Here is a 22,787-nt window from a genome sequence, read left to right on the forward strand (position 1 = left end):
CAAAGAGCAGTGCACCTCTGGATAAGCTGGCCACAGCCCAAGCCAATACCTCTCAGTTCTTTCACACTCAAGTCGGGGTTATGCAGCCTTTCAACAACGACATATATTTCATTCTTGCATCACCTGCTAACCAACCCGGCAGTCTTTTGATTCCAGTTATACTATTGTAGCTCTACTAAATTTCCTCATATATTGGAAAGCAAAGGAAGCGTATGAGCGTAGAACAAGGGTCATCTGTCACCAAAGGAGCAATCAGTCTTTCAACCCCTGGGTACCGTCCTGATATAGACGGTTTGAGATCCATCGCTGTTCTCTCGGTTGTTCTCTACCACGCATTCCCAAGCAGGATATCGGGCGGCTTTATTGGAGTTGATATCTTCTTTATTCTCTCTGGTTATCTCATCTCCACAATTATTTTTGAAAATTTAGAGAGAGGTACGTTTAGTTTTGCTGAGTTTTACGCTCGACTGAAGCCAAAGGGGTTCCTTTTATGATCGACTGGAATCATCTTAATGCTGCTTTTCTGGATTTTATTCTTCAGGATATTCAGACCAATAAAGCTGACGCCTTGGCGGAATTGGGCTTGCTAAAGTATTTTGTTTCTGATCAAAAACAGAAACTTGGCTCAATGACTGACAAGGCAAAGGATAAAGGTTGACGCAGAAGTAAGGTCAAGCTTTTTGAATGTATCTTTTTAGCCCACATAACATCGACATTCATGATAGATATTATTAATGAGCTGTTGTTCTTCATGCAGAATAACAGCATCTTATCGAAACTGATTTCAGACACATGCTATAATGGTTCATATTAGAACATCTGGTTGTAAATTTAAACGAACATGAAAAATACGTCTGAAATGATTAATGCTCTGCAAAACCCTCAAAAAGCGCCTTTTCGAGTGGCTTTTGAGATTTTTGCAAGTACAGACCGAGAGAAAATAGCAAAATGGCCTAAAGAACTGGCTGAGTATTTAAAGATACCCGATATTCAATTTCACAGGCAGGATGTAAGTGACGCTATTAATGCAGAGGATGCAAAAGCCGCAAAAGCTACAGCGATCGCGTATTATCAAAGTCGTAGTTTAGATGAACCAGCAAGCCGATTATTAAGCGGCCTGGAGAAACATACGGCACGATATAATAGGGTCAAAGAGTATTTTAAACAAAAAATTAGTGAACTCAATCTCAGCAATCCACTAATCTTTTTTGATGACCAGGCACTGCGTGTTGACATCGGTTATGGCCCTAAAGAAATTTCGGCATTATTTCCTGATTTCTTTAATCATGGAGGAGTATTTGATAAAACGATTCTGGGCGGTGTGAGCTATTTTGGAAAATCCCCATTAAATTATTTTTTAGAGGACTATATAGAGGACGATTACCAAATTTTTCTAAATGCTGAAAAAGAACGTCTTCTTTCAACTGCGGCCATCGAATTCCCCCCGCAACCACTGGCTACTAAAAGAAAAGTCAGTATTGAAGATACAAGAGACTTCAACGAAGCTGAATTTATTACTAAATGCTTTGACAGCAATGAAGGTCTGATTGTCGGTGAGGTTCATGAACATAAAAGTCCCAAGCAGTTTTTAGTTGATAATATGGCTTTGTTTAAATCTCAAGGCGTCAACACTATCTATATGGAGCACTTACTTCAGGAGCGCCACCAGGCATTACTCGATGCCTATTTACATTCAGAGCACGATGCCGATATGCCGCGTGACTTGGAACTCTATTTAAATTATCTGGATAAAGAGCGCAATCTATCAGGAGGTGCTACATTTAAAGCGGTAGTTCAAGCAGCTAAAAAACATCAGATCAGAATAGTGGCGATTGATTCTGAAGCCTCTTATCGTTTGGCGGTTACCTACTCATTGGGTGATCTGGAACATACCAACGCTATTAAAGAGCGGTTTTCTGCAATGAATATGGGAATGCTTGAGCGGTACAGGGAATTTAATGAGGGTGGAAAATATATAGCACTCATAGGTAGTGGTCATGTAGCCACCTGCCTGGATGTACCCGGAGTCTCTAATTTACTAAATTGCCCAAATATCCTTGTTAATGATTTAAATGATGACCTGGAAGAATATATTGAGCAGGATATTCTACATGGAGAAGCACCAGCAACTGCCGCTTTTGATGTTTTGTATCATCGCCATCAAAATTCAAAACAACTGACTGCTTCTGTCATAGCCCAGCCTTTAACGGAGGAAAAGAGAGTTTCTGCAGAAGATACTGCTCTGACTCAGCCGTCTGAAGAAGCGCTTCAAAAAAACATTGCCCGCTTTGAAGCAAATAAACGCGACATTCAAAAGAAATTTCTGGAGCATTTGACGGCTCTACAGTCAGAACTCAACAAAGCCAGCGGAATTAATACACCTTCCAAAATCGAGGGAGAGAGGTTATATAGGGCTTTATTTAAGAATCAGGAGCATTTCTTTAGCACATTGACCTTGGATTTAACTGAAAAGGAATTAAAAAAAACAATAATTGATTTTCGTAATTCTTGTAAGGAGCACATTAAAGCCGCGGACAACGTTATGGGACATGGCTGGTTATATCGCATTACTGAAGTAGTAATTAAATCGGTGGTTGGTTTATTCGTTGGCATTGGCATGGTTCTGGGCTCAGTAGTTAATCAAGGCTTGGCTAAGTCAGAGCATAGGCAAAAATTTGCACATACATTCTTTACTCTTGAACAAACAGATGAGTCGAAAGCCCTTGACAAATTTAAACAAGAAATTTTAGGTAATGACAAGGAAGAGCCTGGTTTACTCTCGGGTTCAAAATTTAAATAAATTAGTGCTCAAGAAAATATTTACATCACGTCAGGTTTCGTAGATTCCAATTGCTAATTTTCTTATTATTGTCTTTAAGGTAACAGTCACATCATTTAAATGAACTATAGTTTGCGATATATAAAAATTGGTATGCTGGCCTCCGTCGCTCTGTTTTTAAGTCTGGTGGCTTTTAATAATGTGGTGGATTTCAACAGTAATTGGCTTTTTGTACATCACGTATTAAGTATGGATACTACCTTCCATGAAACTGCTCTTATGGGGCGAGCGATCACCGATTCTAACCTCCAGAAACTGGCGTATTATTTCATTATCATATGGCAAGTGATAGCGGCGACTCTCTGTTGGATTGGTTGTTTTATTCTTGTCTCCAAAATAAAAAATAAAGACTTTGATTCATATAAGCAGACTGCATTTATTGGCTTGTTTCTAGGCTTTTTACTCTACATGGTGGGTTTTCTTGTGATAGGTGGCGAGTGGTTTGCAATGTGGCAATCTCCCAATTGGAATGGGCAAATGAAAGCAGGACTATTCCTTAATTTCATTATGTTCATGATGATTTTTCTTAATACAGCCGATGACAGCAGATAAAAATAATTTGGCAATAGACAGTTAATATTCTATCGTTGTAATCCGCCTGGATCTTGAAAAGAAATGGCATACTTATCGAGAATTAGAGTTCATTGATGTCGCTCTTGAGTGGTGTCGGGATGAAGGTTTAGCAATAGAATTAACTGAATCACAGAAAAGTTTAGTAAAACTGATTAAGAAACAATGAGTCGAGATTTGAATCAATAGACCTTATTTAGCGGGTAATCCGGGAACAAGCCAGAAGCTCACATGATAATGAATAAAATCCCCAGCCTGTTTTCAGATGTGTAGATACCTATGGTTTTCAGATGGGGGAGCTAAATGTCAGTTGGTATGTAGATGTCCAAATATATTAAAATGGCTTGTATTAACCCCGCCGCAAACAATTACCAAAATGGATTGGGCACTACGAAGGGCGGGATGATCATTATAGAGCAGGGATAATGAGGCGCCGCTAGATAATTCGACTAGGATTCTTTGTTCCTGTGCAAAACTGAAACAGGCTTGTTCTGCTTCTTCATCGCTGACAACGACATTTTCTATTTTATGAATTTTTGTCCAGTCCATTAGTTTTTGCGCCACCCGTTTTGCGCCTAAACTGGTTGCCTTGCTGGTGATGGTGTCCAAAGTAACTAATTTATTAGCCTTTACTGATTGGAAAAACGCATCTGCTCCTTTAGTTTCAACCGCAATCAAAGGGACTTTTTCCCATCCATGCTGGTGCATTCCTTCCAAAACCCCACATGCAAGACCGCCGCCACCCACAGAGAGGACAACCGCATCAGGTTTAGAAAGCCCTTGTTGAATCGTCTCGGTAATCATAGACGCATGCCCTTTCCATAAGGTTGGGTGATCAAAAGGCGGAATATAAGCGGACTGATGTTCTTTAGCAAAATCCAAAGCGGCTTGATGTGCTTCATCCCATACTTTTCCCGCTACAATGACTTTTGCACCATAGGATTTAATCGCTTCAATATAGATGGGATTGCTGGTTTCAGGAATAATTACAGTAGCAGGAACGTTCAATTTCATTGCGCAATAGGCTACCGCAATCCCGGCATTGCCTCCTGACGAAGCAACGAACGTTTTTGCGCCTCGCTGAAGCTCTTCCTGGCATAATGCCCCTATTCCCCGCAGTTTGAATGAGCCAGGAGGATGTAAGCATTCCAGTTTAAAATAAACCTGTTTATTGAGTTTATTTTTTAAATATTGAGACTCAATAAGCGGTGTTTGCGTATGTAGAAACTGCATGGGATTATCCTTGTTAATTAAGCTTAAACGCAGTGCCTAAATTCATTTTCAAGGCATTTTGATAAACTACTTCTGCAACCGCCAAATCCTGAATCGCCAGGCCAACTGATTTAAAGACGGTGAGCCGTTCCTGAACCGGAGCCGCTTTTTCTAATAACCAGGAGCCGAGCTCAATAATGGATTCTCTTTTAATTTTTTGCTGCTCTACCGCATTAATTATTTCACCTGCTTCTTTCATTACGGCGTCTATCTGGTCCACTACGACCACTGCTTTCTGGAGCACATCCCCGCTAATTTCCTGCATGGAGGGATGATGTGAGCCAATGGCGTTAATATGTACATGGGGTTTAAGATCATCAATATTCACCAAAGGTTCCGTACTTGCTGTTGCGGTGCAAATGATATCTGAGTTCTTCAAGGCAGAAGATAACTGCTCACAAGCCTGAATATTGTAGAAAGCGCCCATTTCCCTGGCAAACTTTTCTGCACTTTCCAAATGCCGCGACCACACAAATACCTGTTCAATCTGGCGCACTGCAGCCACTGCTTCAAGCTGGGTCATCGCCTGTACTCCTGCGCCCAGAATGCTGACCGTTGAAGGTACATCGCGTGAAAAATATTTGCTTGCCAGACCCGAAACAGCGCCCGTGCGTAGGGCTGTTAAATAAGCCGCGTCCATGAGAACGAGTGGCTCACCGGTGCTTGCATCAATTAACAAAATAGTCCCATTAATCGATGGTTTATTGTGTTGAATATTGTCAGGAAAGACAGAAACTACTTTTAATCCCAGAATTTTCTCATCAGATAAATAACCAGGCATGGTTAGCGTTAATCCATTGTGGCCTACAGGAATACCCGTTCGTAAAGGCAAGGCTGCTTTTTGTTGGGCTAATTGAATAAATGCCCTTTCCATGGCGTCGATAGCTTCAGGCATACTGATACATTGTTTCACCTCGGAGAGTGATAATAACTTAAGCGTCATGAGCAGCCTCCTGGAAATCGGTCTGTTTAGTCATTGCGAATCTCGGTTTTAAAGAAACTGGATTAATCTTACATAGTTTGTTAATATATAGCAAGCTATGTAAATTGAAAGAAAAATGTATTCCTCAACTCTTATCAAAAAAGCAAGCCGCTTATTAATTAAAAGGGCCAATGAATTATTGAAGCCCTACGGTCTTACTGATGCTTATACCTATTTTCTGATGGCTCTTTACCAGCAAGATGGTTTAACTCAATCGGAAATGCATAAGCAAATCGGTATTGAACAACCCACAGCGGTCAGAACGCTGGATCGCATGGAGCGTGATGGCTTAATCATCAGAACTCGAAGTCCCAAAGACAGGCGAGCGATTGAAATCAGATTGACCGAAAAGGGTCGAAATTGCCAGCGCATTATCGAACAATGTGCATGTGAACTGAATCAATTTGCATTAAGCGGCTTTAAAGAAGAGGAAAAACATCAAATTAAATCCCTTTTAGAACGATTAAATAATAATTTTTAAAATTAAATTGTGTTCAAAAAATAGGCTTAACCGCTACGTACTTAGGTTTATGACTTATCCAGCCAGCTGTTACAACAGTGGCTCACCGTCGATTTGATGGTGTCTATAATACGTCGGCTCACCGAATTTTTGTGTTTCTCCGGGCGATAGATCAAGCAGATTTCATCTTTGAACACTGGCGCATCCGCTAATTTTCCTAGATGAGGATATTGTGAAGCAAGTCGGGCTGGCAAAAGCCCATAACCAAGACCAAGAGAGGTGAGTTTGGCGACTACCTCAAGGTTTGCAGAATTAAGCGTTCCGTCAAAGCAATTGCTTTTGCCAATTTTTTTGAGGATATATTGAGACTGTGCAAGGTTTTGATCATAAATGAGTTTATTGGCCGCATTCTCTGCAAAAAAAATGGTGATTTCATCATTACATAGATGATTTATTACCAGATCAGGATGTTTTATCGGGTTTACGACCACTCCTAAATCAGCTTCCCAGCTAATCACCTTCTCAGTCATCTCTCTCGACAGGCCATGAATAAAATTAAAATTGAGCTTTGGAAATTCGCTCTGAATTTTAGGCATAAAAAAACCGATGGTATAAAGCGCGACAGAGGGGTGCATGGCAATAGTATAGCTGCCCTGAATAAGACCAGAATCAGATGTGGCCAGATTTTGCGCCTGCTCCCACTCATAGAGAAGACGGCGGGAGCGTAATACGAATTCCTCGCCAAGTTTGGTGAGCTGAATGCCATTTTTAAGGCGAATAATCAACTCTCCGCCCAGTTCATTTTCCAGCCGCTTAATCGCATAACTTAGCGCCGGTTGAGATATGCCAATGATTTCCGATGCTCTGGTAATGTTTAGTGTTTCACAAACGGTTATGAAATACTTGATATCATCCAAACCTAATGACATAAGAAATCCTTATCACAATCATATTAAATAGTTATTTTATTTATTCTTTGAAAGCCTGTATTTTTTTAACTCAGGAGAAAAATATGAAAAATACAGCAATGCAGTCCATAATACCTCAGAATCATACCATTAGAAATTTTGCCCCCGGCTCTTCGGAGGCGCTTAGAATTGCAACAAAAATTTTCGCTGAGATTATGGCGTTTCGGCGTGTTGCGAAATCAGGTGAATCATGTGGGGACGCGGGTTGTCCACGCTGCTATTCAATCCACTTACCTAAAATTTGGTCTGCCGTTAGACGAAACGAGCCCGTTTTTTTTGTATTGCCGGCTTTTCCAGGAAAATCACCCAATCTCGAAAAAGTGTTAAGCCCTTTGCCAGATCATGCAGAGCGGCTTTCTCTGGCTTTTCTCGGTTCTCTTTGTCAGCAGGTAAGAAGATATTATTTCCCGGGCATTCGCATTTTGCTATGTTCTGATGGAAGAGTATTCAGCGATGTGGTAGGTATGACAGAAACGCATGTCAGTGCTTACCAGCATGAGCTGGATAAGTTAATAGCTGATATGTCGCTTTGCGATCTGTCAACGTTTAATCTCGACCATTGTTATGAGTCACTGAGTTTTAAGGCGATGCGTGAGCGATTAATGAACTGTTATGGAAACTCTCTGGACAATCTAAAACAGAAAATACGCAATGGGGCAAAGCCTTTGGCCGATGCCGATGACCAGGAGGCCAATCGGATGTATCGCGGTATCACTCGTTTTCTATTTGAAGACTCTCTTCATTCTGGACAAACGAAAAGCCGCTCGGCAATTCAAAAAGAGGCACGGGATAAAGCATATGAGGTCATCAGAAGAAGCAATGCCTGGAGTGAGTTGATTGCTGAGCGTTTCCCGCATGCAATAAGGCTGTCAATTCATCCGCAAATCTGTGGTTCAAAAAAATTGGGGATCCGTTTAATTGCAAACGAACGCTGGATGACTCCCTGGCATGGTGTAGCGGTTGACACTGACGAGGGATATATTTTGCTTAAGCGCTCGCAAGCCGAGGGTTTGGGTGCCACATTAATTCATTCCGATGATGGTCGCCCGAGTCATTATCTGCTGACGAGAGCAGGGAGAGGATTCATGAATTTTAAGATCAGCAGGCTTAAGCCTTTCGGGCTTTGTCTTATGCCTGATTATCCCAATACCAGCGTAAATGAACTCGACATTGAGCATCTGCGTCAGTTATGTGGAGAAGAACAGTTGATTTTGTTAAGAGGCTTTGAGACGTTCAATAATTCAACGGAGTTTTCAGACTATTGTGAAAACTGGGGGGAAATCAGCGTCTGGCCTTTTGGAAAAGTACTCGAATTAATCGAGCAGGAGAAGCCTGAAGATCACATATTTGATCACAGTTATGTGCCCATGCACTGGGATGGAATGTATCGACCGCAAGTTCCCGAGTTTCAGATTTTTCATTGCGTTAAAGCGCCTCTGTCAGGGCAGGGAGGCCGAACCACTTTTTCAAACACCGTGCTTGCTTTAAAAAACGCATCAACTGAATCCAGAAATTTATGGAATAAAGTAACAGGAGTTTATAAAAGAAAAATGGAATTTTATAACAGTAAAACCGTATCACCCATCATCAATAAACATCCTTATAAAGGTTATTCTGTTATTCGTTACAATGAGCCATGCTCAGAGGAAAAAGGGCATTTTGTGAACCCTCCTGATCTTGAGTTCATCGGACTTGGTCCTGAAGAGTTAAAAATATTTCATTACAGCTTAAAAAATGCCCTCTATGCCCCGAATAATTTTTATGCCCATGAGTGGCAGGCCAATGATATAGTGATTGCCGATAATTTTTCACTTTTACATGGACGCGAAGGATTTGTTTCCAAGTCGCCAAGACATCTGCAGCGGGTGCATGTTTTAAGTGATCCGCCTTTTGAGAATCCTAATCTGGAATTTCATCAATGAGTAAAACCGCCACTGATGTTTTAATTGTGGGGGCTGGCCCGGTAGGGCTGATGTGTGCCTACCTCGGTCAGATTTCGGGTCTTAGAACGCTTATTGCGGATAAGTCCAGCGGCCCTTTGGAGATTGGCCGGGCGGACGCGCTCAATGCACGAAGCCTGCAGCTCCTTGAGGTGGCGGGGTTGTTCAACGAATTGTATCCGCTTGGAAAAACCTGTAATACCAGTTCAGTCTGGGCCAATGGAGAATTCACTTCTCGTCAATCCTCATGGTGGGAGTCTCTGGAGGGCTGCTTTCATAAGCATTTTCTGATGCTTGGGCAGTCGTATCTGGAAAAACTTTTAGACAATAAATTAAAAGCCTTAGGCGCTCCGGTTAGACGAAAAATAGCAATTGAGCATATTGAGCTCAATAATGAGGGCTGTCTGACAACACTCGCCAATGGTGAACAGGTGCAGTCACGTTATGTAATCGGTGCTGATGGTGCGCGCTCATTTGTTCGTAATCATTTTGACATAGCGTTTAATATTATTCGCCCCCAACTGATCTGGGCGGTAATCGATGGAATTATTGAAACTGACTTCCCCAAAGTTCCGGAGATTATTGTGTTCCAGGCAGAAACTTCTGATGTCGCCTGGATCCCCAGGGAAGAACCTGTCGACCGATTTTACGTCAGAATGGATACTAAAGAGTTTAGTCTTGAGGATGCAATCGACAAAATTAATCGGGCAATTAAACCCCATCGTCTTAAATTTAAAGAAATTGTCTGGTTCTCTCAATTTTCAGTTAAAGAATCGGTTGCCGAACAATTCTTTGTACAGGAGCGTATTTTTCTTGCGGGTGATTCATGCCATATCCATTCGGTGAATGGCGGGCAAGGTCTTAACACGGGTCTTGGGGATGCCTTCAATCTGGTGTGGAAGCTGAACAGGGTAATCAAGGGCCATGATCCTGCCAGTCTATTGCAAACCTATGAGGAAGAGCGCAAACCAGTCGCGCATTCGGTGATAGAAACCTCCGCCGAGCTGGTTCGCTCGACCAAATATGCGAAAGAGGGTAGTCATGCTCAGGATTACGTAAAAATAATAGAAAAGCGAGCTGGGAATATAACCGGCATGGGTATCCGTTACGGAGAATCTGCACTTTGCGGTACGCGGCTTTTTGATTTTGAAGTTTTTAAGGGAGAGGCCAGAACAAGAATTTATTCGCTTCTGGATTATCGCAAATTCACTCTGCTTGTTTTTGGCAATCAGACTATCAGCCCGGATTTATCCGAAGATGTCCATTGCATTCAGATTCATACAACCCATCAACAAGACAGTTATTGGACAAATAATTCACCCTATAATGATCTGGTTATTCTGGTAAGGCCCGATTCCTACATCGAATCCTGTGTCAACGTTTGAATGACAGAGATGATGATGTTTCCGTCAACAGTTTTTAACCGGTAGAATTGTATATTAACTGTCATCCCCGCGAAGGCGTTGTTGCGCAAATAGAGCCAAGCAACTAACTTGTCGTCTTTGCAAACAAAGTGAAGCAATCCAGATCGAAACTTGCATAAAGTAAGGACCTGGATTGCGTCGCTAACGCTCGCAAAGACAGTTTTTTGTGCACCCATCTTAATTTACGCAACAATGCCGCGCGGGAATTACCTAAGTCCTTGAGACCGTTAAGGCTAATTGAAGGCTTTATCCGTGACATTCATAAATTGGATGCGTTTGCCTCTCTACAGGTTTAAGCTAAACTCCTGAAAAAGAAAGAAGGTACTAACAATGTCTATCGATAAAATTGTGTGTGTTGGAAAGAATTATCTCGAGCATGCTCTGGAGCTTGGCGATGCGGTACCGGAAAAGCCGGTGTTATTTTTAAAACCTGCCAGTGTGCTGAGACAGCTCAATGATTGGGATAAGGAAGCTGATTTGTATTTTCCTGAGGATTCAGCGGTTCAGCCTGAATGTGAAATTGCCTTGCGCATTGCCCGCGATGGGTATCAGATGAGTGTTGAAGAGGCTTCAAATGCGATTTCAGATGTGACGCTTGGGCTGGATATGACCTTAAGAGCGCGTCAGACCCTGCTCAAAAAACAGGGGCATCCCTGGACTACTGCCAAAGTGTTTAAAGATGCGGCAGTTCTTGGCCCGTGGATTCCCTGTCACCAATTCCCTGATTACCTGGAGGCAGAATTCCAACTGCTTATCGACGGAGTTGTCAGACAATCGGCCAGAGGAGCCCACATGATGATGAAACCTGCCGATGTAGTCGCTTACATCAGTCAATTTTTTCCGCTCAAAGCGGGAGACATCATTTATACCGGTACGCCAGCCGGTGTGACTTCAATATCAGCGGGTAGCGAAGCAGAGTTACGCTGGCTCGATCATCATTATCGGGTGAGATGGCAAAAAGCATAATGGGCCAAGGCCTAATGGCGCTGAGTTAACTTATTTGTCTACGTCCCTCGGCTTGTGTACAGCAAAGGGAGATAGGAGTATGAGTTTAAGCCTTAAGGCAGCGCCATTAGGCCTTGGCCCAACCTGCGTTAGATTATTCTCCAGGAAATAACATTACACGAGTAAAAAACTATCGGAAAATTCCAGAAATTCTCTATACTTAGCAGATATACCTCTAAAACTGTTCTGGAGAAAAGAATGAGTAAAAAGCTGTTGTTCGGAATACTTCTGGCAACAACCCCCCTGCTGACAGGCTGCTGGACGGTCCAGGAAGGCCAGAAATCCGGCATCATCGTTAAGGTGGCGAAAGAAGGTCGTTATTGGGGAACCTGGGAGGGTGAACTGATTCGCGGAGGTCTGGACAATGCCAGTGGTGCCACAGGCAGAGAGTTCCATTTCACTTTGGGACAATTCAAATCCGATCTGGTTAAACAGGCCATTTCCGCGATGGAAAATAATCGGCATGTCGTGCTCAGATATCATTGTGATCAGTTTGTGCTTCCGTGGAGCGGTGAAACCAAATGTTTTGTAGACAACATCAAGATACTTGAAACGGTTAAAACGCCAGTGAAAGCGCAATAGGCTGACTCATGTCATCTCTAGAGACGATTATTACCTCGGCGATCATGAGGCAATGCCATTTGCTTTTTTCCTATGATGGACATGCTCGCCGGGTTGAACCCCATCATTACGGGATTTTGAATGGCAGTAAGCAACTGCATGCCTATCAGGTAAGTAATGGCAGTAAATCAGGGCATTTGCCGGAGTGGCGAAATTTTAAATTAGCCCTGATGAAGGACATAAGGGTTGATATCGACAGTCTTTTTGAAAAGCGTGAAAGCTATAATCCTGCAAATGCCAGATACAGTAGAATTATAAAATCAATTTGTTAATCGCTATAATTAAATTAAGCCGATGTTCTATGATTCCTGAATATGAAGACAAAAATGGGTATTATCTGCCTGCTTTTGCTGGGGCTCTTGCAAATTGCTGCCGTAAATCAGCATTCAGTCCTGGGTCCTTTGCCCCAGCAACAAGATGGGGCTGTGCTTGCTAACCTGCTGGTGATTAATGAAAACCAGTCTGCGCTGGCACGATATATTTATAAAAAATCAAATAATTCGATCATACAGCAATTTGCCTTAAAACTTGATCAGCAAGCCAGGCACCATTTAAAGGAAATCTATCATTTAAGCAAAACGACAGGCATTTCAACTATTGATGCAGCGACAGCATTGAAATTGCGCGGTATAAAAAATCAGGAGTTAAAAGCACTTTCTGAGGCGGAAAACAGCCAATTGGATAGCTTATATCTCGAATTTGAGATTCGTAATTCCAGCAAGGCCTTAACGCTTTTTGAGCAGGATTTTAAACCCATTGCAACTCATCCTGCCATCAAAAACTATCTTGAATCCTCCAAACAGGATTTTGTCGAGAATTTAAAGCAGGCGCAACTTATTCAGAAAACCTTAGGTGCGCATTAAATTATTAATTTCTCTGAGGGATCTGAATGCTATCAATATCCTCTTCGATAGTCGTGTCGGTTTGATTTTGTGATACAAACTTTTCTCTAAAACTGCTCAGATTTTTTTCAAGTGCTGTGGCGAATAGACTGTCTGAACGTTTGGAATATAAGGGCCGGATAAGCCAGTCAATCAATCGCAAAAAGGCATTTTGTTTGACAGCAGACAGCTGTTCAAGCTGCTGATCGTTGAGTTGCCGGGATACCTGATTGGGTATTGAGACGACAAACTGATTAGTTTCCTGAACATATTTGGCCAGCTCTTTTTTTGTAGTTTCCATTGTATCTGCCGTCAGTTGAGTACTCGATAGCTGAATTCGCTCATTAAGATCTTTAAGTTTATCCTGAAAGGGAGCAAAAACCTGCTGACTAATACTTCGCAGTACGCTGATTCTTGGGTCGGCGGGATCTTTTTTACTAATACGTTGTTCCTCTTTTGTAAGTTTGTCAATAATCTCTTTGACCTGTTGAGTCAGCAGCAGATTTTTATTTAGCTGGACTTTCAGTTGCGCGGTTAATATATCTACCGTGTTATTAATGGCTGCTTCAGTTTGCAGTTTCTGCAATTGCTGTTCCTGAGCAGCTTTCTCTGCAGCGGCAGCGGCGTCAATTGCATTTTGTTCACGCTGTTTGATGATACGCTCATGATCGGCTGCATGTCCGGCGAGCGTAAGCATACTGTCTAACACAGGTTTATTCTCATTCAGTTGTATCAGGGCTGCAGAATAGTCGGTTTTATCATTCGCTCCTTCTGCAAATGCCGTTGATAGTTTGGTATAGGCAATCAGATAGTCATGCAGCTGTTTTTCGAGATACCGTAAGAGCTCCCTTTCGTTAGCATTATTAATCAATGCTTTCAAATCCTCATTGGTAGTTTTAAAGGAAGGGAGATTATTTAGAAAACTACGATTTGCTATTAAAAGCGAAATGATAGCGGCAGAGTCATAGCTTTTTCCATTATATTGGAAGGAATTACTTCCGATATTTAAATCGGGATAATTGCTGTTAAACTGTTTCTTAGCTGCTGCTGTTTCTGAATTAATTTGAGCAATGAGTTTTTCTGCTTTAAATTGCGGGTCTTCCCAACGAAAGAGGCTTAATACGCTGTGCATCGTATTGCCAGGATTATTCGCCTGCAGAGTATTAAAATTACTGTTAAATAGCAGATTAAAGTTGCGAAATAAATTTTTGCGTTCTTGAGTGAGTCCTAATTGAACGAGAAGAGACTGTTTCCTGGAGGCTAAAATTAACTGCTCCTGAAGGGGCTGCAGCCGCTGTTTTTCAACTTCCATTGTTTGACAGACTTTGCCTGATAGCTCGTCGAGACGATGATTTTGTTGATTCAAAGCCTTAAGACGCGTATCGCGCTGGTCAAGCAAAGCAGGTGCCAGCTCGCTTCGATTATCCCATTGCAGTTCAACCTTGCTCAGAGGAGCAAGAGCCGCAGCTTTTTCATTTTCTTCTAAAACACTTACTATCTGACGCTCTAGTTCTTTAAATTGCGGAAGTGTAATCTGGTTGAGCTGGATAGCAGCCAGGACTTGCTTTAAGCATCCTGTTTTTTCAGGAATTTGCTGTTGCTTATCATTAATTTCGGCATCTTTTTTATTAATCTCCAGTTCGTCTGCCATTAATTTAATACCCTGACGAATTTCAAAATGCTTATGCTGCAGCTGCCACTTGAGATTGGATAATTTGATCAGATTGTTCTGGGGGTTTTCTGCAGTGGGCATTGCGTCGCGTGTGCTTAAAAACTCCTGCATTAGTTTTTCTATTTCAGCCAACCAGGAATCGATCCTGCGAGCATTCTGACTGACAGCAACAGTCTGTGGCTCGCTAAGATTGCTGCGCTGATTATTCAGTTCCGCTTTGGCATTTGCATACAATTCACTGGCAGCAGTAATTATCGATGCCAAAGGTGTCTTTTCCAGAGACTGTAAATGAGTATAGGATGGCTGAATATTTTCTAAAGTTTTTTGTAACTGATTGATTCGTTCTGGAAGCATCAGGAGTGAGAGTTGCATTCGCTGTAATGCGGTGATGTGATTTTTTTCAACAGAAACAATAACTGTTTGCAGAAATCTGATTTTTTGTGAGATGTCGTTGATGGTGCTCTGGGTTGCTCCTTTCAGAGCACCATCGGATATCCCCCGTAATTGTTGCTCCAGATTGGACTTCTCGTTCAGCAATTTTTTTTGCTCAGCTTCAATCAAACCAATCAGACTTGCCTTATCTTCAGTCGTCAACTGATTGGATTCGATTCTTCTCATACGCTGCTCAAACGGGGGGATTATTTCCAGAAATTTCCCAAGCTCATCCAGGAGCTCGGCTCCCTCCATAAGCTGTGGTGCAATTTCAAATTTTTTACTGCTGAACTGAGCTAATTGTTCTATCAATGCCTGCTGATGATCACTCAATTGACGAAGTCTGGTTAATTCGGCTTCGGATAGCTGATCTGCGGGTGCAATAATGGCTTCTCGCGCAGACTTTGTTCCAGAGTTTTTTTTTCCTGGCATAATAAACGGAATGGTTGGTTTGTGCACTATAAGTATAATATATTATCATGTATTAAGTTTTGGGCACTTTAATACGGATGAGTACTACCGTTCTTTATGTCGCTGAAGAGAAGAAAGGCATGTAGTTAATTGGGGTAAACAGGATGAGTTTGTGTTTTTTTACCCCTGTTGATATAATTTGGCAGCATTTTTGTCATTTCTTGACTAGGAGTTAAGTGTGAAATTAAAACTGTCCATTTTCGCTTTGTCACTGGCATTGTTCAATGGTTCTGTTTTTTCCAAGGAAATTTCTCTGCGCGAAAAAATTGGGCAAATGCTGATCGTCGGCTTTGAGGGTAAAAATGTTGACTCCCATGCCGCGATTATAAAAGACATAGAGCAATACAATCTGGGCGGTGTAATTCTGTTTGATTATAACTACAAAACCCTGTCATTTGATAAAAACATCGAAAGCCCTGCTCAGGTTAAAAAACTCAATGAAGATCTGCAGAAGTTCACCCGTTTGGCCAATGAGAAAGCCCAGCGTCCTCAACTACCTCTGATTATTTCTGTGGACTACGAGGGGGGATCTGTGGATCGCCTGAAGCAGGATTATGGTTTTCCTAAAACCTGGTCTGCAGTGGATGTGGGTAAAATGAGTCAGGCTGAGGCAGGGCAAGCGGCCCAAACAATGGCGACTACCCTTAAAAAAGCAGGCTTTAATCTTGATTTTGCGCCTATTCTTGATGTCAATGTGAATCCCCAAAATCCGATTATCGGCTTACTGAATCGAAGTTTCTCAGCCGATCCGGAACAGGTGAGTTATTATGCGGATGTGATGTCCAGTCGTTTTTTAAAAGAAAACGTTCAATGTGCCTACAAACATTTTCCCGGTCATGGCAGTTCAACAGCGGATTCGCATCTGGGTTTTGTTGATGTGACCCAAACCTGGCAGGCTTATGAGTTGAGCCCCTATCGCGATTTAATCAACAGCAATTCAGCCTGCGGTATGATTATGACTGCCCATATTGTCAACAGGCAACTCGATGAGTCCGGCCTGCCGGCAACCTTGTCGCATAAAATCCTGACAGGTCTTTTGAGACAAACCCTGCATTTTAATGGGGTCATCATTACCGATGACATGCAGATGAAGGCGGTCAGTGAGCATTATCGATTGGAAGATTCGTTGCCGCTGGCTATTAATGCCGGGGTTGATATGTTCATTTTCGGTAATCAGATTACCGACAAGGCACAAGATCCCAGGCAGGTAATCGATATCATTGAAGCCAAGGTCAAATCGGGAGAAATTAAGGAATCACGCATTGACGAAGCCTATGAACATATAGTCAAATTTAAACAAAGCATGCTGCCTAAGGAATAAATTGACTGCCGCCATTCCCACTGACAAGAGTCCTCCCCGATTGTTGTCGCTTGATGTCTTCCGCGGAATCACAGTGGCGTTGATGATCCTCGTCAATAGCCCGGGAAATCCGCAAAGTTACGGATTTCTGACTCATTCTCATTGGAACGGCTGCAGTCTGGCCGATCTGGTATTTCCTTTTTTCATTTTTATAGTGGGTGTTTCTGCCGTATTCTCAATTCAGTCCAGCCGCTCCCGATTGCAGACCGAACAATTGCTCCTGAAGATTTTAAAACGCAGTATCATGCTGTTTCTATGTGGATTATTACTCAACGCAATCCCTCATTTTTCCTGGGAAACGCTAAGAATTCCAGGCGTATTACAGCGCATCGCCATCTGTTATTTCTTCACGGCCGTATTAGAACTTTCAACCAGTATACGCTTTCAAGTGGCTCTTACCGTGATGATTTTAATAGCTTATTGGCTCTTCATGGCCTATTTTCCGGTGCCGGGAGCAGTAGTTGGCAGTTTAACTCAGGAATCCAATCTGGCGGCCTATGTGGATAGGCTGCTTATTCCAACGGCGCATTTATATCACCCACTTTATGATCCCGAAGGAATTTTATCGACCTTTCCGGCCATCAGCACAGCCTTGCTTGGTAATCTAACTGCTCATATCCTTCTCGGCACCAGAGAAAAAAATCGGCTTTGTATACTGATTATATTGGGATTGTTGCTTTGTGTTTTTGGCTGGTGCTGGGGGCATTGGTTTCCTATAAACAAGAGCCTGTGGTCAAGCTCCTTTGTTTTGTGGACTGGCGGCCTGGCTATTTTAGCGTTTAGCTTTTGCTATTGGCTCATTGATTTGAAGAAAAAGCAGAAAGCATGCGGGCTCTTTAAATTTTGGGGAGCGAATGCTTTAAGTTTGTACGTATTTCACATCGTCTTTCTCAAGCTGCAATTTCTGATTCATATTGAAAGAGAAGGCCAGATGCTTAATTTCAAAAACTATCTGACGCAACTGGCTTTTGGATGGACCTCTCCTGAAATGGCCTCATTGCTCTATGCAGTCATCTATCTTGCCTTTTGTAGTTTCTCCATCGCTTTCTACAGGGACTGGAAAAGCAAGAGAGCTTCCCGAGTATCCATTGCCACCTGAAAATTAGCAGGGGGCTGTTCGGATTCTCTGCAATAGGTTATAATTCTGGACAATTTTGTTTCAGTGAGTAATTCATGATTGCCATCCTTGAAGCGTATCGTGCCGGATTATTAAACCGCAAATTCTGGTTGTCCAATATTATATCAGGCTCTATTGTAGGTGTTGTGGCCTTACCTTTAGCAATGGCATTTGCTATCGCGTCCGGGGCGAAGCCAGAGCAGGGCATTTACACGGCGATCGTTGCCGGGTTTCTCGTTTCTGTATTTGGCGGCAGCCGTTTACAAATCGCCGGACCAACCGGTGCTTTTATCGTTATCCTTTCTGGCATTACCGCTAAATACGGCATTGATGGTCTGCAGATTGCCACCATTATGGCGGGTTTTATGCTGTTCTTTTTAGGACTGGCCCGTCTGGGAGTAATCATCAAATTTATCCCTGATCCAGTGATTGTCGGATTTACAGCAGGGATAGCTGTTATTATCTGGGTTGGACAATGGAAGGACTTTTTTGGTTTACCAGCGATTTCGGGTGAACATTTTCATCAAAAACTTTGGCAATTAATTCAAGCCTTACCGCAATTCCATCTGACAACTACCCTGCTTGCTCTTTTTTCTCTGGCAGTGCTTATCATTGCACCGCGTATATCTTTTTTAAAGCGTATCCCCGCTCCGTTGATCGCATTGGTTATTGCCACTGCTTTGCAAGCCATCTTTCAGTTTGACGGTGTTAACACAATTGGTAAGGCGTTTGGCGGGATTCCGCAAGGCTTGCCTTCACTTAATTTTCCTCCGGTCACAACAGCAAGGATTATTGAACTGATTGGTCCGACGTTCACTATTGCCATGCTAGGAGCCATTGAGTCTCTTTTGTCTGCTGTGGTAGCAGACGGAATGGCAGGTACAAAACATAATTCTAATCAGGAGCTGATAGGGCAAGGTGTGGCCAATATTGTCGCACCGTTTTTGGGCGGATTTGCTGCCACCGGCGCTATCGCGCGAACAGCGACCAACATTCGTAATGGTGGAACCAGTCCTTTATCCGGAATAGTTCATGCGCTAATGCTGGTGCTGATTATTCTGGTGCTGGCTCCGCTGGCGGTCAATGTGCCTCTGGCGGTTCTGGCGGCCATTTTATTTGTCGTTTCCTGGAATATGAGTGAAGCCCGTCATTTCATCAAAATGCTTAAGCAGGCTCCGCGCGCGGATATTGTCATTCTCCTGGTCACTTTTGCACTGACCATTTTTGCTGATTTGGTGATTGCGGTAAATATTGGGGTGATTCTGGCGGTGTTGCATTTTGTTCGCCGTATGGCCTCCAGTGTTGAAGTTCGTGAGGCGGATGAAAAAGATATCCAGAAGGAACTAAAAGATAATGGCATTGAAAAACTGCCAGCGGGCACTCAGGTTTATACAGTCGAAGGTCCTTTCTTTTTTGCAGCGGTTGAAAATTTCGAACATGCGCTGGCCGCTACACATACCGACCCCAAAGTGCTGATCATCCATTTGCGCTGGGTGCCATTTATTGATATCACCGGTTTGCAAACCTTGAAAGAAGCGATTGGCAATCTTAAGCGCCGCGGTGTGAAAGTTATTCTTTCCGGAGCGAACACACGGGTGACTCACAAACTGGAAAAAGCGGGAGTGAATGATTTGATTGGCTCGGAGAATATAATGCCAGATATCAGTAAGGCGATTGCCGCCTCGCTTTAGGTCAAAAAGCGCCCTAAGCCTATGAAAAATCATCCTCGCCGCCATCGGTTGACTGTGGAGGGAGCGGAGCGCCGGGGATTCTGCGGGTTTCAAAGGCCCATTCGCCTAAATCAATTAATTTACAGCGCTCCGAGCAAAAAGGGCGAAAGCTGTTTTCCGGCTTCCAGGTATTCGTTTTGCCGCAGATGGGGCAGTTAATTTTTTTTGATTTTTGCATAATGAATAATTCCAAAAACTACAGCCAATTATCCCAGGCCATGTCCTGTGTTAAAACCGGGAGCCTGGCCGCATGTAGCAGATGATTCAGGCTTGTTTGCCGTATTATGAATCAAGGGGGGATAATGATCAGCATCTTTTGTATTAATCTCTGATTTGGATTGTTCTGCAGAAAAAAGCGGCTCATTTTGCAGTGTCTCCAAATGCTGTCTGGATGTTTTAAGGCTTTTATAGAGCCATTTCTTTTTGGAGTGCTGGTCGCTCAGCTCGACGGCCTGGCTGGCGGCAAACCATGCAAGACCCACGGCCAAAGCCAATATCCCAAGGCCGAGAACAGGAAAACTTCCAAATCCGGCAAATAAACCCATACTGCTTAACAACCCCGAGAATCCTGAACTAAATCCTGCTACCGAACCAAAGGCCCCCGCAAATACGATAAATGCGATTTCCCTTTTTTGCTCAGCGGTTGACCCTTTTACATGTTCTGAATGAAAGCTAAGCAGTAAAAACTCATATAAAGGCTCCCTTAAAGCCGATTTGCGCGCATCGCCCTGCAAGGTCAGAACACGTAACCATTGCTGTTTATTTCGTGTAAGGCAAGCCAGGAATTGCACGTTGAGCGAGAAATCCTGAGCGGAATTTAATTCTGTTTCATTAAGCCAGTTTCTGAGAAACTGATAAAAGTCCTGATTGAAGCCATTATTCGCTTCGCATTGCCTTTGGTAAGCCAGTTGAGCCTGGTTAATCAGCAGGTAAAATTGATTGAGATATTCTTCTGAGTAGCGCTTGAATTTATCGGATAATTTGTTCTCTTTTTTCTGAAAATATTGATAGGTCCAGTAAAGGACCGGTATCGATACCAGAGCAAAAAGGCCGCCGCTTAAAACTCCGAGGCTAACTGCGGCACTGCTGCCTGCAGCCAGCCCAAAGATGGCTACGGAAAGCCCTAAAAAAGGCCAGGCAACTCCGGATGCGGTTCCTAAACCAGCAAATGCAGATCTCAGTAGAGACATATTCTCTCCTGCTTAATTAAAACGGATGGCCAGGCATTAAAATCCCTGAATAGGCTGTGACCATAAATAACCAGTTTAACCTACTGTAAAATCTTCTCCAATGCCTGGAACTACTTTCCAGTCGCAGTATGCGCCATGATACGCCAGTGCATTAATGTCTGGTTGTGCTGGTCCATTGGCAGTGACTACAAAAACGCAGGTCTGGGATTCAAATCCCGTTGTTTCCTTGATGGCGGTAATCGTGTAGGCAATATCGAAACTGGCATCATCAGAAAAACCGAATCCATATCGCAAGCCCCGCGTGGGTGAAATCTGAAATTCATTAACGGGCTGACAGGATTCGTCAACCAGTAAACCTGCCTGGCTGATCATTCTCATCGTTATTTTCCAACTGCCTTCGGTACTACGGATGTCATGCCAGGTGTGAACATCACAGCGCGGTGAAAAAGCAAATGCAGAGCTGCAAAGGGCCAAGAGACAAAAACCGGCTAATTTCATCTTAAATCCATTTAAGCTAGAAGCCGAATATCATACACGAATGATAATCATTTTCAATTGAATTTTTATAAATTCAGCAGGTGCTTTTTTCTGAAGAAAAGTATAAAATTTGCCCATTGGAAAATCAATGGACCCAACATGATTTATTTCAGCTATCTTTATTTTCTGTTTACAGGAATTTTTCATACTGAAATTCACCCCTTCTTTTTAGGCGATGCTAAAATCCAGATCATCCGACAGGCTGGCCAGGGAAAAACCCTGGTGCATTTGCACGAAAATGAGAGTACCGCGCTTCAGGCTGCCAAACTTTATGTGGATTCTAACGGCGGCACATTAATTACCTTACATCATTCCGGAAAACGGAACATTGTTTTCTATCTCAAAAAGCAGCGCTACGAATTTGACCCCAATCGCATATTTACTGATGCAGGCATCAAAAAAACCTTAACCCAGTATGGTAACTATTCACCTTCTGCGCATCGTGAAGTCAGACGATTCGCCAAAGCCATTCTTGAGTTGATTCCTCCCGGCAAAGTCATTGCGGTCCACAACAACCAAGGCTATTCGATTCAGGAGTATTTTCCTAAACATCCCCTGGCACCGGATGCCAAGGCATTAAATTATCTGCGCAATTCCAATTTCCGCAATTTTTTCTTTGTGACCCGTCAAGAAGAGTTTCAAAGATTAAAGCGTCTGGCATTTAATGTCGCATTACAATCAGACCATGCCCAGGATGACGGTTCTCTGTCTTATTTTTTAGGAAAGGAAAATTATATTAATATTGAAGCCGGATATGGACAGTTAACTGCTCAATTGCAAATGTTATTTAATGCCTGAATAAAAAAGACACCCGAAGGTGTCTTTTTTACCATTGCAAGGATTAAACTGGTGGTGGCGTTCCGCCGCCAAACAAGTTCAAAATAAGTAAAACAACGAACACAACCAGGAACAGGAAAAACAGAATTTTAGCGATACTGGTTGCTGTGGATGCAATTCCCCCAAAGCCAAAGGCGCCTGCGATAATTGCAATCACCAGAAAAATAAGTGCCCATCCTAACATAGAGATCTCCCTATCTTAAGTTAATGGCATCGTTCAATGCCTCTCACTTTAATAATAGTCAAATAAGATAGACTAGTAAAATCGACTAGTTCTCATTCGGATCAAAGCTTTCAAACTCATCTTCATTGAAAGGATCGTATTTTTCGCGTTGCTTCTCTTTTTTAGCAAGCTCCTTGTCCTGCAGGTCATTGGTTTGCCTGAAAAGCGCATCAATGTCCTCATCAGAGTAATTTCCCTTTCTATCATTCAGCTTCTTAAATGCATCACTATTCATCGCTCTATTCTATATGGAAGC

At 42.7% G+C, this 22,787-nt stretch carries 24 protein-coding genes; 15 read left to right on the forward strand and 9 right to left on the reverse strand.

The features are described 5' to 3' along the window. The first annotated feature begins 212 nt into the window (after window positions 1-212). The 4 genes from DYH61_RS00585 (at window position 213) to DYH61_RS00595 (ending at window position 3,391) form a co-directional block, all read left to right on the forward strand. Window positions 213-494 carry an acyltransferase family protein gene (locus DYH61_RS00585; RefSeq protein ID WP_058506813.1) on the forward strand — a complete coding sequence of 94 codons (282 nt, stop codon included), beginning with the start codon at window positions 213-215 and terminating at the stop codon, window positions 492-494. Continuing rightward, window positions 491-658, forward strand: a complete 168-nt coding sequence (locus DYH61_RS15565) for a hypothetical protein (RefSeq protein WP_157072287.1) — start codon at window positions 491-493, stop codon at window positions 656-658. Before DYH61_RS00585 ends, DYH61_RS15565 begins: the two co-directional genes overlap by 4 nt. Before the next feature lie 183 nt (window positions 659-841). Continuing rightward, window positions 842-2,800: a membrane-targeted effector domain-containing toxin gene (locus DYH61_RS00590; protein ID WP_115343289.1), complete on the forward strand. Its 1,959-nt coding sequence runs from the start codon at window positions 842-844 to the stop codon at window positions 2,798-2,800. A gap of 111 nt (window positions 2,801-2,911) precedes the next feature. After that, on the forward strand, window positions 2,912-3,391 hold the full coding sequence (locus DYH61_RS00595; RefSeq protein WP_200823624.1) for a DUF2165 family protein: 480 nt from the start codon (window positions 2,912-2,914) through the stop codon (window positions 3,389-3,391). A gap of 324 nt (window positions 3,392-3,715) precedes the next feature. Here DYH61_RS00595 and DYH61_RS00600 read toward each other — a convergent pair whose 3' ends face one another. Both DYH61_RS00600 and DYH61_RS00605 read right to left on the reverse strand, forming a co-directional pair. Further along, window positions 3,716-4,642 carry a pyridoxal-phosphate dependent enzyme gene (locus DYH61_RS00600; RefSeq protein WP_058506810.1) on the reverse strand — a complete coding sequence of 309 codons (927 nt, stop codon included), beginning with the start codon at window positions 4,640-4,642 and terminating at the stop codon, window positions 3,716-3,718. Between the two features lie 13 nt (window positions 4,643-4,655). Further along, window positions 4,656-5,624, reverse strand: a complete 969-nt coding sequence (locus DYH61_RS00605) for an ornithine cyclodeaminase family protein (protein ID WP_058506809.1) — start codon at window positions 5,622-5,624, stop codon at window positions 4,656-4,658. A 115-nt stretch (window positions 5,625-5,739) separates the two neighbouring features. Here DYH61_RS00605 and DYH61_RS00610 point away from each other — a divergent pair, with 115 nt between their 5' ends. Next, on the forward strand, window positions 5,740-6,144 hold the full coding sequence (locus DYH61_RS00610; protein WP_058506808.1) for a MarR family winged helix-turn-helix transcriptional regulator: 405 nt from the start codon (window positions 5,740-5,742) through the stop codon (window positions 6,142-6,144). A gap of 47 nt (window positions 6,145-6,191) precedes the next feature. On the opposite strand, the gene DYH61_RS00615 is transcribed toward DYH61_RS00610, so the two are convergent. Further along, the gene (locus tag DYH61_RS00615; RefSeq protein WP_058506807.1) at window positions 6,192-7,052 is read right to left on the reverse strand and encodes a LysR family transcriptional regulator; all 861 of its coding nucleotides are present in this window, start codon (window positions 7,050-7,052) and stop codon (window positions 6,192-6,194) included. Between the two features lie 83 nt (window positions 7,053-7,135). On the opposite strand from DYH61_RS00615, the gene DYH61_RS15805 reads away from it, so the two are divergent. The 6 genes from DYH61_RS15805 to DYH61_RS00650 all read left to right on the forward strand — a co-directional run bounded on the left by DYH61_RS15805 (window position 7,136) and on the right by DYH61_RS00650 (window position 12,944). After that, window positions 7,136-9,013: an L-tyrosine/L-tryptophan isonitrile synthase family protein gene (locus tag DYH61_RS15805; RefSeq protein WP_234999819.1), complete on the forward strand. Its 1,878-nt coding sequence runs from the start codon at window positions 7,136-7,138 to the stop codon at window positions 9,011-9,013. Continuing rightward, complete coding sequence (locus DYH61_RS00630) at window positions 9,010-10,416, forward strand: FAD-binding protein (RefSeq protein ID WP_058506806.1); 1,407 nt, start codon at window positions 9,010-9,012, stop codon at window positions 10,414-10,416. Before DYH61_RS15805 ends, DYH61_RS00630 begins: the two co-directional genes overlap by 4 nt. Before the next feature lie 369 nt (window positions 10,417-10,785). Continuing rightward, complete coding sequence (locus DYH61_RS00635; RefSeq protein ID WP_058506805.1) at window positions 10,786-11,421, forward strand: fumarylacetoacetate hydrolase family protein; 636 nt, start codon at window positions 10,786-10,788, stop codon at window positions 11,419-11,421. Window positions 11,422-11,658: 237 nt separating this feature from the next. After that, window positions 11,659-12,042, forward strand: coding sequence for a hypothetical protein (locus DYH61_RS00640; RefSeq protein ID WP_058506804.1), 384 nt, complete (start codon window positions 11,659-11,661; stop codon window positions 12,040-12,042). Window positions 12,043-12,050: 8 nt separating this feature from the next. Then, window positions 12,051-12,353 carry a WYL domain-containing protein gene (locus DYH61_RS00645; RefSeq protein ID WP_058506803.1) on the forward strand — a complete coding sequence of 101 codons (303 nt, stop codon included), beginning with the start codon at window positions 12,051-12,053 and terminating at the stop codon, window positions 12,351-12,353. 42 nt (window positions 12,354-12,395) lie between these two features. After that, entirely contained in the window at window positions 12,396-12,944 is a 549-nt protein-coding gene (locus tag DYH61_RS00650) for a DUF4142 domain-containing protein (protein WP_083499169.1), read from the forward strand. A 4-nt stretch (window positions 12,945-12,948) separates the two neighbouring features. Here the strand turns inward: DYH61_RS00650 and DYH61_RS00655 are convergent, their stop codons facing one another. Further along, on the reverse strand, window positions 12,949-15,498 hold the full coding sequence (locus DYH61_RS00655; protein ID WP_058506801.1) for a coiled-coil domain-containing protein: 2,550 nt from the start codon (window positions 15,496-15,498) through the stop codon (window positions 12,949-12,951). Window positions 15,499-15,715: 217 nt separating this feature from the next. Here DYH61_RS00655 and DYH61_RS00660 point away from each other — a divergent pair, with 217 nt between their 5' ends. The 3 genes from DYH61_RS00660 (at window position 15,716) to DYH61_RS00670 (ending at window position 19,705) form a co-directional block, all read left to right on the forward strand. Continuing rightward, window positions 15,716-16,858 carry a glycoside hydrolase family 3 protein gene (locus DYH61_RS00660; RefSeq protein ID WP_058506800.1) on the forward strand — a complete coding sequence of 381 codons (1,143 nt, stop codon included), beginning with the start codon at window positions 15,716-15,718 and terminating at the stop codon, window positions 16,856-16,858. A 1-nt stretch (window position 16,859) separates the two neighbouring features. Beyond that, a complete protein-coding gene (locus tag DYH61_RS00665; RefSeq protein ID WP_058506799.1) occupies window positions 16,860-17,996 on the forward strand; it encodes an acyltransferase family protein in 1,137 nt (378 codons plus the stop codon). A gap of 74 nt (window positions 17,997-18,070) precedes the next feature. Then, window positions 18,071-19,705 carry a SulP family inorganic anion transporter gene (locus tag DYH61_RS00670; RefSeq protein ID WP_058506798.1) on the forward strand — a complete coding sequence of 545 codons (1,635 nt, stop codon included), beginning with the start codon at window positions 18,071-18,073 and terminating at the stop codon, window positions 19,703-19,705. Window positions 19,706-19,724: 19 nt separating this feature from the next. Here DYH61_RS00670 and yacG read toward each other — a convergent pair whose 3' ends face one another. The 3 genes from yacG to DYH61_RS00685 all read right to left on the reverse strand — a co-directional run bounded on the left by yacG (window position 19,725) and on the right by DYH61_RS00685 (window position 21,432). Further along, window positions 19,725-19,922, reverse strand: a complete 198-nt coding sequence (yacG, locus tag DYH61_RS00675; protein ID WP_058506797.1) for a DNA gyrase inhibitor YacG — start codon at window positions 19,920-19,922, stop codon at window positions 19,725-19,727. Between the two features lie 28 nt (window positions 19,923-19,950). Further along, on the reverse strand, window positions 19,951-20,934 hold the full coding sequence (locus DYH61_RS00680) for a hypothetical protein (protein WP_058506796.1): 984 nt from the start codon (window positions 20,932-20,934) through the stop codon (window positions 19,951-19,953). Between the two features lie 75 nt (window positions 20,935-21,009). Further along, entirely contained in the window at window positions 21,010-21,432 is a 423-nt protein-coding gene (locus tag DYH61_RS00685; RefSeq protein ID WP_058506795.1) for a hypothetical protein, read from the reverse strand. Window positions 21,433-21,570: 138 nt separating this feature from the next. Between DYH61_RS00685 and DYH61_RS00690 the strand changes: the two genes are divergently transcribed. After that, window positions 21,571-22,269 (forward strand): hypothetical protein, encoded by a 699-nt coding sequence (locus DYH61_RS00690; RefSeq protein WP_058506794.1) that lies wholly within the window; start codon window positions 21,571-21,573, stop codon window positions 22,267-22,269. Window positions 22,270-22,312: 43 nt separating this feature from the next. Here DYH61_RS00690 and DYH61_RS00695 read toward each other — a convergent pair whose 3' ends face one another. Together DYH61_RS00695 and DYH61_RS00700 are read right to left on the reverse strand one after the other, a co-directional pair. Next, complete coding sequence (locus DYH61_RS00695; protein ID WP_058506793.1) at window positions 22,313-22,492, reverse strand: DUF1328 domain-containing protein; 180 nt, start codon at window positions 22,490-22,492, stop codon at window positions 22,313-22,315. A gap of 85 nt (window positions 22,493-22,577) precedes the next feature. Further along, window positions 22,578-22,766, reverse strand: a complete 189-nt coding sequence (locus tag DYH61_RS00700; protein WP_058506792.1) for a hypothetical protein — start codon at window positions 22,764-22,766, stop codon at window positions 22,578-22,580. Window positions 22,767-22,787 lie beyond the last annotated feature (21 nt).

Origin of the sequence: Legionella quinlivanii (genome assembly GCF_900461555.1) — a bacterium.
Lineage (GTDB): Bacteria > Pseudomonadota > Gammaproteobacteria > Legionellales > Legionellaceae > Legionella_C > Legionella_C quinlivanii.

What these genes read in the sequence shown, in the direction of transcription:
- DYH61_RS00600 (WP_058506810.1), bottom strand. Translation starts at nt 4,642, where the DNA reads ATGCAGTTTCTACATACGCAAACACCGCTTATTGAGTCTCAATATTTA.
- DYH61_RS00615 (WP_058506807.1), bottom strand. Translation starts at nt 7,052, where the DNA reads ATGTCATTAGGTTTGGATGATATCAAGTATTTCATAACCGTTTGTGAA.
- DYH61_RS00650 (WP_083499169.1), top strand. Translation starts at nt 12,396, where the DNA reads ATGAAGACAAAAATGGGTATTATCTGCCTGCTTTTGCTGGGGCTCTTG.
- DYH61_RS00690 (WP_058506794.1), top strand. Translation starts at nt 21,571, where the DNA reads ATGATTTATTTCAGCTATCTTTATTTTCTGTTTACAGGAATTTTTCAT.
- DYH61_RS00645 (WP_058506803.1), top strand. Translation starts at nt 12,051, where the DNA reads ATGTCATCTCTAGAGACGATTATTACCTCGGCGATCATGAGGCAATGC.
- DYH61_RS00685 (WP_058506795.1), bottom strand. Translation starts at nt 21,432, where the DNA reads ATGAAATTAGCCGGTTTTTGTCTCTTGGCCCTTTGCAGCTCTGCATTT.
- DYH61_RS00605 (WP_058506809.1), bottom strand. Translation starts at nt 5,624, where the DNA reads ATGACGCTTAAGTTATTATCACTCTCCGAGGTGAAACAATGTATCAGT.
- DYH61_RS00695 (WP_058506793.1), bottom strand. Translation starts at nt 22,492, where the DNA reads ATGTTAGGATGGGCACTTATTTTTCTGGTGATTGCAATTATCGCAGGC.
- DYH61_RS00630 (WP_058506806.1), top strand. Translation starts at nt 9,010, where the DNA reads ATGAGTAAAACCGCCACTGATGTTTTAATTGTGGGGGCTGGCCCGGTA.
- DYH61_RS00670 (WP_058506798.1), top strand. Translation starts at nt 18,071, where the DNA reads ATGATTGCCATCCTTGAAGCGTATCGTGCCGGATTATTAAACCGCAAA.
- DYH61_RS00610 (WP_058506808.1), top strand. Translation starts at nt 5,740, where the DNA reads ATGTATTCCTCAACTCTTATCAAAAAAGCAAGCCGCTTATTAATTAAA.
- DYH61_RS00635 (WP_058506805.1), top strand. Translation starts at nt 10,786, where the DNA reads ATGTCTATCGATAAAATTGTGTGTGTTGGAAAGAATTATCTCGAGCAT.
- yacG (WP_058506797.1), bottom strand. Translation starts at nt 19,922, where the DNA reads ATGCAAAAATCAAAAAAAATTAACTGCCCCATCTGCGGCAAAACGAAT.
- DYH61_RS00585 (WP_058506813.1), top strand. Translation starts at nt 213, where the DNA reads ATGAGCGTAGAACAAGGGTCATCTGTCACCAAAGGAGCAATCAGTCTT.
- DYH61_RS00655 (WP_058506801.1), bottom strand. Translation starts at nt 15,498, where the DNA reads ATGCCAGGAAAAAAAAACTCTGGAACAAAGTCTGCGCGAGAAGCCATT.
- DYH61_RS15565 (WP_157072287.1), top strand. Translation starts at nt 491, where the DNA reads ATGATCGACTGGAATCATCTTAATGCTGCTTTTCTGGATTTTATTCTT.
- DYH61_RS00700 (WP_058506792.1), bottom strand. Translation starts at nt 22,766, where the DNA reads ATGAATAGTGATGCATTTAAGAAGCTGAATGATAGAAAGGGAAATTAC.
- DYH61_RS00590 (WP_115343289.1), top strand. Translation starts at nt 842, where the DNA reads ATGAAAAATACGTCTGAAATGATTAATGCTCTGCAAAACCCTCAAAAA.
- DYH61_RS00640 (WP_058506804.1), top strand. Translation starts at nt 11,659, where the DNA reads ATGAGTAAAAAGCTGTTGTTCGGAATACTTCTGGCAACAACCCCCCTG.
- DYH61_RS00680 (WP_058506796.1), bottom strand. Translation starts at nt 20,934, where the DNA reads ATGTCTCTACTGAGATCTGCATTTGCTGGTTTAGGAACCGCATCCGGA.
- DYH61_RS15805 (WP_234999819.1), top strand. Translation starts at nt 7,136, where the DNA reads ATGAAAAATACAGCAATGCAGTCCATAATACCTCAGAATCATACCATT.